Annotated in this window: 7 protein-coding genes; 6 read left to right on the top strand and 1 reads right to left on the bottom strand. The window is 75.0% G+C overall.

All coding sequences use genetic code 11. The annotated features are described in order from the left end of the window. Positions 1-29: 29 nt before the first annotated feature. The 6 genes from GA0070215_RS19635 to GA0070215_RS19610 all read left to right on the top strand — a co-directional run bounded on the left by GA0070215_RS19635 (position 30) and on the right by GA0070215_RS19610 (position 6,302). Complete coding sequence (locus GA0070215_RS19635; RefSeq protein WP_091048310.1) at positions 30-1,040, top strand: 3-oxoacyl-[acyl-carrier-protein] synthase III C-terminal domain-containing protein; 1,011 nt, start codon at positions 30-32, stop codon at positions 1,038-1,040. After that, entirely contained in the window at positions 1,037-1,276 is a 240-nt protein-coding gene (locus GA0070215_RS19630) for an acyl carrier protein (RefSeq protein ID WP_244167060.1), read from the top strand. Before GA0070215_RS19635 ends, GA0070215_RS19630 begins: the two co-directional genes overlap by 4 nt. Further along, positions 1,273-2,175 (top strand): thiamine pyrophosphate-dependent dehydrogenase E1 component subunit alpha, encoded by a 903-nt coding sequence (locus GA0070215_RS19625; RefSeq protein ID WP_018786865.1) that lies wholly within the window; start codon positions 1,273-1,275, stop codon positions 2,173-2,175. Before GA0070215_RS19630 ends, GA0070215_RS19625 begins: the two co-directional genes overlap by 4 nt. Continuing rightward, positions 2,172-4,280, top strand: a complete 2,109-nt coding sequence (locus tag GA0070215_RS19620) for a 2-oxo acid dehydrogenase subunit E2 (protein ID WP_091048303.1) — start codon at positions 2,172-2,174, stop codon at positions 4,278-4,280. The genes GA0070215_RS19625 and GA0070215_RS19620 overlap by 4 nt, the downstream gene beginning before the upstream one ends. A 179-nt stretch (positions 4,281-4,459) precedes the next feature. Then, the gene (locus GA0070215_RS19615; RefSeq protein WP_091048507.1) at positions 4,460-5,683 is read left to right on the top strand and encodes a multidrug effflux MFS transporter; all 1,224 of its coding nucleotides are present in this window, start codon (positions 4,460-4,462) and stop codon (positions 5,681-5,683) included. 49 nt (positions 5,684-5,732) lie between these two features. Further along, complete coding sequence (locus GA0070215_RS19610) at positions 5,733-6,302, top strand: P-loop NTPase family protein (protein WP_091048300.1); 570 nt, start codon at positions 5,733-5,735, stop codon at positions 6,300-6,302. Here the strand turns inward: GA0070215_RS19610 and GA0070215_RS19605 are convergent, their stop codons facing one another. Continuing rightward, positions 6,303-7,250 carry an acyltransferase domain-containing protein gene (locus tag GA0070215_RS19605; RefSeq protein WP_018786869.1) on the bottom strand — a complete coding sequence of 316 codons (948 nt, stop codon included), beginning with the start codon at positions 7,248-7,250 and terminating at the stop codon, positions 6,303-6,305. Positions 7,251-7,370 lie beyond the last annotated feature (120 nt).

The raw sequence follows: 7,370 nt of genomic DNA, 5'->3' as shown, positions 1-7,370 counted from the left end.
GCGGCGGATCTGCGGCGGGACGGTCGAGCATGAGCTTCGGGCTGGTGTCCTTCGGTGAGGCGCTCGGCGACCCGGCGCCCGTCGCGGACGTGGTGGCGCAGTACACAGACGACGTCAACCGCGTCCTCGGCTACGGCTACCGGCAGGTGCACCGCGCCGCGCCGGACGTGGGCCTGACCGACCTCGCCGAACGGGCCGCCCGCCGGGCCCTGGACGCCGCGGCGCTGCCCGCCACCCGGGTGGACCTGCTGGTGCTCGCCGTCACCGACCTCACCGAACACCTCTACTGGGACGCCGCCGCCGACCTGGCGTACCGGCTCGGCGCGTCCGGCGCCGAGGCGGTGCTGCTCACCCAGGCGTGCACCACCGGTGTGCTCAGCCTCGACACCGTCGCCGGGAAGTTCGCCACTCACCCGGGGTACGCCACCGCGCTCGTGGTGGCCGCGAACCGGACCTGCGAGGCGTACTGGAACCGGATGGACACCCAGCCGATGGTGTTCTCCGACGGCGCGGTGGCCACAGTGGCCCGGCGCGGGCACCCCCGGCTGCGCTGGCAGGCCACCGAGGCCGCCACCGACGGCCGCTACGCCGGGTTCTACCGGCTCGACGGCGGCGGCGCGGCGGCGCCGTTCGCACCCGGCGCCGAGCCGCCCGCCGCCCGCGACGTGTGGCACGTGATGGAGTTCTTCGACTACGACCCCGAGCAGTTCGCGCAGTACGCCCGCCACCTCGACGAGCGGATGGCGCGGGTCACCGAACGCGCCTGCGAGCGGGCCGGGGTCACCGTCGCCGACCTGGCCCGGCTGATTCTGGTCGCCGACAACGAACGCGCCATGACGTCGCTGGCCGAGGCCCACAAGGTGCCGCCGGAGCGGACCAACCGGGAGTTGGCGGCCGAGTACGGGCATCTCGGCGCGGCGGACCAACTGTTCGGATTAAACCGTCTGCTCGGCGCCGGTGAGCTGCACGACGGCGACCGGGTCGCGTTGATCTCGCTGGGCCGGGGCACGCACTGGGCCTGTACGATCATCGAGGTATGAGCATGTCCAGCCGGCTGGTGCGGCTCGTCGCCGACGTGTTGGAACTGCCCGTCGACCAGGTCGACGCGCAGACCGGCCCCGCGACCACCGCCGCGTGGGTGAGCCTGCGGCACCTGCAGATCGTCGCGGCCGTCGAGGACGCGTACCGGATCTCGCTGACGCCCCGGGAGATCCGCACCGTGCGGTCGGTGGCCGACCTGCGCACGCTGCTCGCCCAGCGGGGCGTGCCGGAGTGAGCACCGCGCCGGCCCCGCTCGACGACGCCGACCTCGGCACCGGGCTGCTCATCCGCCGCTTCGAGGAGCACCTGCTGCGCCTGTACGCCGACGGTCACCTCGCCGGCACCACCCACACCTGCCTCGGCCAGGAGTACGTCCCGGTCGCGCTGGCCCCGCTGCTGACCGGCGACTTCGTGTTCAGCAACCACCGTGGGCACGGGCACTACCTGGCACACTGCGGCGACCCGGAGGGCCTGCTGGCGGAACTGCTGGGCCGCGACGGCGGGGTGTGCCACGGGTACGGCGGCAGCCAGCACCTGCGCCGGGACCGGTTCCTGTCCACCGGCGTGCAGGGGGAGAGCCTGCCCGCCGCGGTCGGCGTGGGACTGCACCTCAACCGCACCGGGCAGGACGCGATAGCGGTGGCGTACATCGGTGACGGCACCTGGGGCGAGGGCGCCGTCTACGAGGCGCTGAACATGGCGGCACTGTGGCGGGTGCCGCTGCTCGTCGTGGTCGAGCACAACCGGATCGCCCAGTCCACCCCGACCACCGCCCAGCTCGCCGGCACCATCGCCGGCCGGGTCGCCGGGTTCGGGATCACCGTCAGCGAGTCCGACTCGCTGGACCTGACCGAGGTACGCGCCGCCGCCGCGCCGCACGTCGAGCGGGTCCGCGCCACCCGGGCGCCGCACGTGCTGGTGCAGCACACGGTCCGGCTCGGACCGCACAGCAAGGGCGACGACACCCGGCCCGCCGACGAACTCGGTCGCCTGCGCCGCCTCGACTGGCTCCAGCGGTACGCCGAGGCGTACCCGGACCGGTTCGCGGCCGCCGACGCGCGGGCCCGGCAGCGGGTCGCGGAGGTCTCGGCCGAGGTGCTGGCCCGGCCGCTCGCGCGCGGAGCGGCGGCGTGACGCGCGCGGAGCGGGTGAGCCGCAACCTGAACCGGGCCCTGCACGCGCTGTTCGCCGCCGACGAGCGGGCCTGGCTGCTGGGGGAGGACGTCGCCGACCCGTACGGCGGTGCGTTCAAGGTGACCCAGGGGCTCTCCACCGCCTACCCGGACCGGGTGCTGTCGACGCCGCTGAGCGAGAACGGCATCACCGGCGTCGCGGGTGGCCTGGCGCTGTGCGGCGACACGGTGATCGTCGAGATCATGTTCGGCGACTTCGCCGGTCTCGCGTTCGACCCGATCCTCAACCTGATCACCAAGTCCGTCACCATGTACGGCGAGCGCACCCCGATGCGGGTGGTGATCCGCTGCCCGGTCGGCGGCGGGCGCGGCTACGGCGCGACGCACAGCCAGAGCCCGCAGAAGCACTTCATCGGCATTCCGCACCTCGCGCTCTACGAGCTGTCCCCGCTGCACGACGCGGCCGACGTGCTGGCCGCCGCGCTGCGCCGCGACGAACCGGCCATGCTGTTCGAGGACAAGGTCCTCTACGGCAGGCGGCGGTACGTGGACGGCCGCGTCGACGACCGCCTCGCCTTCGAACTGCGCGGCGACGACGGCAACTGGGCCCGCGTCCACGACCCGGACGCCACCGGCGCCCCGACGCTCGTCATCGCGCCGGGCGGGGTCGCCGACCGGGCGATCGCCGCCGCCACGCGGGCCGCCGAGCGGGGTCGTACGGTCGAGGTGCTGGTCCCGGCGCGGCTCTACCCGGTGGACGTGGACGGCCTGCGCGGCCTGCTCGGCGGCGCCCACGGCGTGATCGTCGCCGAGGAGAGCACCGCGGGCGGCACGTGGGGGAGCGAGGTCGCCGCCCGCCTGCACGCCGAGGCGTGGCCGCTGCTGCGCGGCCCGGTCGAGCTGGTCAGCTCCGCCGACCGGGTCATTCCGTCCGCGCCGCACCTGGAACGAACGATGCTGCTCGGCGCGGAGGCGATCCTGGACCGGATCATGCGCCTGCCCGCCGCGGTTCCGGTGCCGCGCACCGACCACTCACCTGGCGGTCCGCCGCCGTCCGCCCCGACCTCGGCGTCGCCGTCGGGCGTCCCGGTGGACGTGCCCCGGCTCAACCCCAACGACGACAGTTACGTGCTGCTGGAATGGCTGGTCGCGGACGGCGCGACGGTCGAGGCCGGCGAGCCGATCGCGGCGGTCGAGACGTCCAAGGCGATCGAGGAGCTGGCCGCCACGCAGGCGGGCGTGCTGCGCCAGGAGGTGACCGCCGGCACCGACTGCGCCCCGGGCGCGCCCATCGGCCGGATCCGGTCCGCGTCGGCCGTGCCGCTGCCGCCGCCGAACGGGACCGCCGCGGTCCGGCCGGATCCCGCCCCGGTCCGCTCCGGTCCGGGCTCGCCCGCTGCGGCGTACCCGGAGCCGGCGGCGGCGGTGGGGACGCGGGCGGTGCCGCCGGGTCGGCCGCTGCCACCGGCGCAACGCCGCATCGCCGACGTGGTGGCGACGTCGCACCGGGAGATCCCGGTGGCGTTCACCGCCGTGCGCGTCGACGTGACGGCCGCGCTCTCGTACGCCCGCCGCGCCGCCGACGAGACCGGCGCCGCGGTCGGCCTGACCGAGGTCGTCATCGCCGCCGTCGCGGCGCTGCACGAGCGGTTCCCGGGCCTCTACGCGCGGCTCACCGACGACGGCCGGATCCTCGACGCGGAAGCGCCGTCGATCGGGCTCACCGTCGACGTCGGCACCGGACTGTTCCTGCCGGTGATCCGCGACGCGGCCCGGCTGGACCTCGGTGACCTCGCCGACGCCGTGGTCGCGCTGCGGATGAAGGCGCTGCGCGGGCGGCTGCGTGAGGAGGACATGGCCGGCATGAACGTCCTGGTAGCACTCAACGACACACCCGGCGTCACGGTGGCCCGGCCGATCATCCCGCCCGGCGTCACCTGCGCCCTGTCGCTGCCGGACGTGCACCGCGAGGTGGTGCTCGACGGCGACGGCGGGGTACGCGAGCGCACGGTGGCGGACCTGGGCCTCGCCTACGACCACCGGCTGGTCAACGGGGCGCAGGCCGGAGCGTACCTGGCCGCGCTCGGCGACGCGCTGCACCGGTGAGCAGGCCCGCCCGGGCCACGTGACCTGCGTTACCTCTCGCCGGTACGGGAATGCGGCCACCGGAGGCGTATTTGACTCACTGTGTGAGTGCCGCACCCTCTCGCGCCCAGCCGTACGCCGACCGGGACGAGACGACCCAGACGACCGATGCCACCCCGACGTCCACCCCGGGCGACCTGATGAGCCGGGAACAGCGGCTCAAGCTCGTGCTGGTCCTCGGCTCGCTGATCGCGGTGGGGCCGCTGACCATCGACATGTACCTGCCCGCGCTGCCCGCGATCGTCACCGACTTCGCGACCACGTCGGCGGCGGTCCAGCTGACGCTCACCGGCACGCTCGCCGGACTCGCCATCGGGCAGTTGCTGATCGGGCCGCTGTCGGACGCGGTCGGGCGGCGCCGCCCGCTGATCGCCGGTCTCCTGCTGCACATCGTGGCCTCGGCGCTGTGCGTGATCGCCCCGAACGTCGCCGTCCTGGGCGTCCTGCGCGTCGTGCAGGGCCTCGGCGTCGCCGCGACAGCTGTGGTGGCGATGGCGGTGGTACGTGACCTGTTCACCGGGTCGGCGTTCGCCACGATGCTGTCCCGGCTGCTGCTGGTGATGGGCGCGGCGCCGGTCCTCGCCCCGACGCTGGGCGGCGGCGTGCTGCGGTGGACCGACTGGCGTGGCGTCTTCGTGGCCCTGGCCGCCTTCGGGGTGCTGCTCGTCGCGCTGGCCACGCTCGCGCTGCCCGAGACGCTGCCGCCCGCACGCCGCCAGCGCGGCGGGGTCGTGGCGACAGTGATGAACTACGGCGGGTTGCTCCGGGACCGGGTCTTCGTCGGCCTGGTTTTGGTGGCCGGGCTCGCCATGGCCGCGCTGTTCGCGTACGTCGCGGGTTCGTCGTTCGTCCTGCAGGACACCTACGGGCTCGACGAGCAGGAGTTCGCCCTGGCGTTCGGCGCGGGCGCGGTGGGCCTGATCGGCGCCACCCAGTACAACGTGCGGCTGCTGCGCCGCTACCCGTCGCAGTGGATCCTGGTGACGTCGCTGGTGGCGGGCACGGTGGCCGGACTCGCCCTGGTGGTGTTCGCCGCGACCGGCGTCGGCGGGCTGCCCGCCCTGCTGGTGTCGCTGTGGCTGGTGCTGGCGGCGGCGGGTCTGGCCATGCCGAACGCGCCGGCGCTGGCGCTGTCCCGCCACGGCGAGGCAGCCGGCACCGCGTCCGCGCTGCTCGGCGCGGTGCAGTTCGGTGTGGGCGCGATCGCCGCGCCGCTGGTGGGTGTGCTCGGCACCGGCGCGGTGGCGATGGCCCTGGTGGTGGCCGGCGGGATGGTGGCGGCGCTGCTGGTGCTGCTCGTCGTCGTGCGGCCCTCCCGGCTCGCCGGGCTGGAGGCGGCGCCCGCCGTCGCTGTCGCGCACTGACCCGGCCGCCCGGATCGCGCCGGGTGCGCAGGGTGCCTACGCTGCTGCCATGACCCCGGCCCGCATCCTGGTCGAGGGCGTCCACGGCTCCGGCAAGTCGACGCTCGCCGCGCATCTGGCGCAGCGCTTCGGTCTGCCCTGGCATCCGGTCGACGACCTGCTGTGGGAGCCCGGGTGGGTCGAGGTGCCGGTGGCCGAGCAGCGACGCCGGATCGAGGCGATCTGCCGGCGCGACAGGTGGATCGTCGACGGCGCGTACCACGGCTGGCGGGACGTGGTCCTCGGCCGCGCCGACCTGGTGATCGGCCTGGACTATCCGCGCGGTGTCTCGTTCCGGCGGCTGCTGCGGCGTACGCTGCGGCGCCTGGCCGGCGGAGAGCTGATCTGCAACGGCAACCGGGAGACGCTGGGCAGCGTGCTGTCCCGCGACTCGATCCTGGTGTGGCACCTGACCGGGTTCGGCCGGACGAGGCAGCGGATGCGGGCCTGGGCGGCCGACCCGGCCGGGCCACCGGTGCTGCTGTTCGGCGACCCGGTCGCGCTCGACGACTGGCTGGCGCGCGGAGCGCCGGTGCCACCGCGTGCCGGGCCGGACCGGGGCCTGCGGCCGCTGACCTGACTACATCGGGAAGCGGCCCCGGCGCCACTGCCAGTGCCGGCCCGCCCGCATGTGGTCGATCACCGCGCGCTGGAGCACGGTGCGGCGCGGCAGCCGGTCCAGCGGGGTGCTCAGGCTGCGGAACACGAACCGCAGCACCTCGACGTCGCCGTCCGGCGTGTCCTGCTCCTGGTGGGGTTCCAGCGTGAACCGCCGCTGGAACCGGACGATGTTGGAGTGCTCCGGCAGGTATTCGCGCAACTGCGGGTCCAGCAGCCAGGAGCCGCAGGAGAACGCGGTGTAGCGCTCGCCGGGGAAGTGACGCGGGAAGAACACGCGGGCCCGTCCCAGCGACGCGTCGACGGCCTCCGGGGTCAGCGGTCCCGCGTCCGGGATGTGCAGGTCGACCGCCTCGGCGTCGCCGCGCTGGTGCTGGAGCCGGCCCAGCTCGTAGAGGCCGCCGCGCACGTGCAGCGTCAGCCAGCTCTGCATGACCGGCCAGCCGTCGCCGTTCATCCGCCGGTCGACAGCGAGGTTGGTGCCCAGGTCCGCGAGCGTCGCCCAGGACACGTCGTCGGGGACGCCGTGGTCGCGGTGGTAGCCCCGGACGGCGTCGACCAGGGCGAGGTACGCGTAGACGTAGAGGTGCCGCCAGGCCGGACCCCGGTCGCGGGGCAGCGCCGGGCCGGGTGTCAGCCAGGCGTGGCCACCGAGGTCGGCGCGGACCAGGGCGGTCGAGCGGTCGAGCAGCCAGCGCAGCTCCGGGGTCCACAGTGGGGAGCCGGGCTCCGGCCAGCCCGCCAGGATCTCGGCGGCGTCGTCGGAGCGTACCGCGAGCCGGTCCAGCAGCGCGGGCGCGTCCGCCCGGGCGGGCAGCGGCGCGGCGGGCCGGTCACCGGCGAGCCGGCGCACCCGGTCGATCTCCTCGGCGGGCACGCCGAGCCGGCCGGCGACGTCGTCGACATCCATGGCGGCGACGCTACCGGCCGGCGCCCGCCACGACAGCCCCGTGCGTGCTCAGCGTCGTTGCCAGCCGGGCACGCGGAAGCAGGCCGGCACCGGACGCCGGTGTACCGGGCGGGTTGAACC

This window comes from Micromonospora marina, from assembly GCF_900091565.1.
GTDB classification, from domain to species: Bacteria; Actinomycetota; Actinomycetes; order Mycobacteriales; family Micromonosporaceae; genus Micromonospora; species Micromonospora marina.
This window is presented reverse-complemented; position numbering and strand designations above follow the sequence as displayed.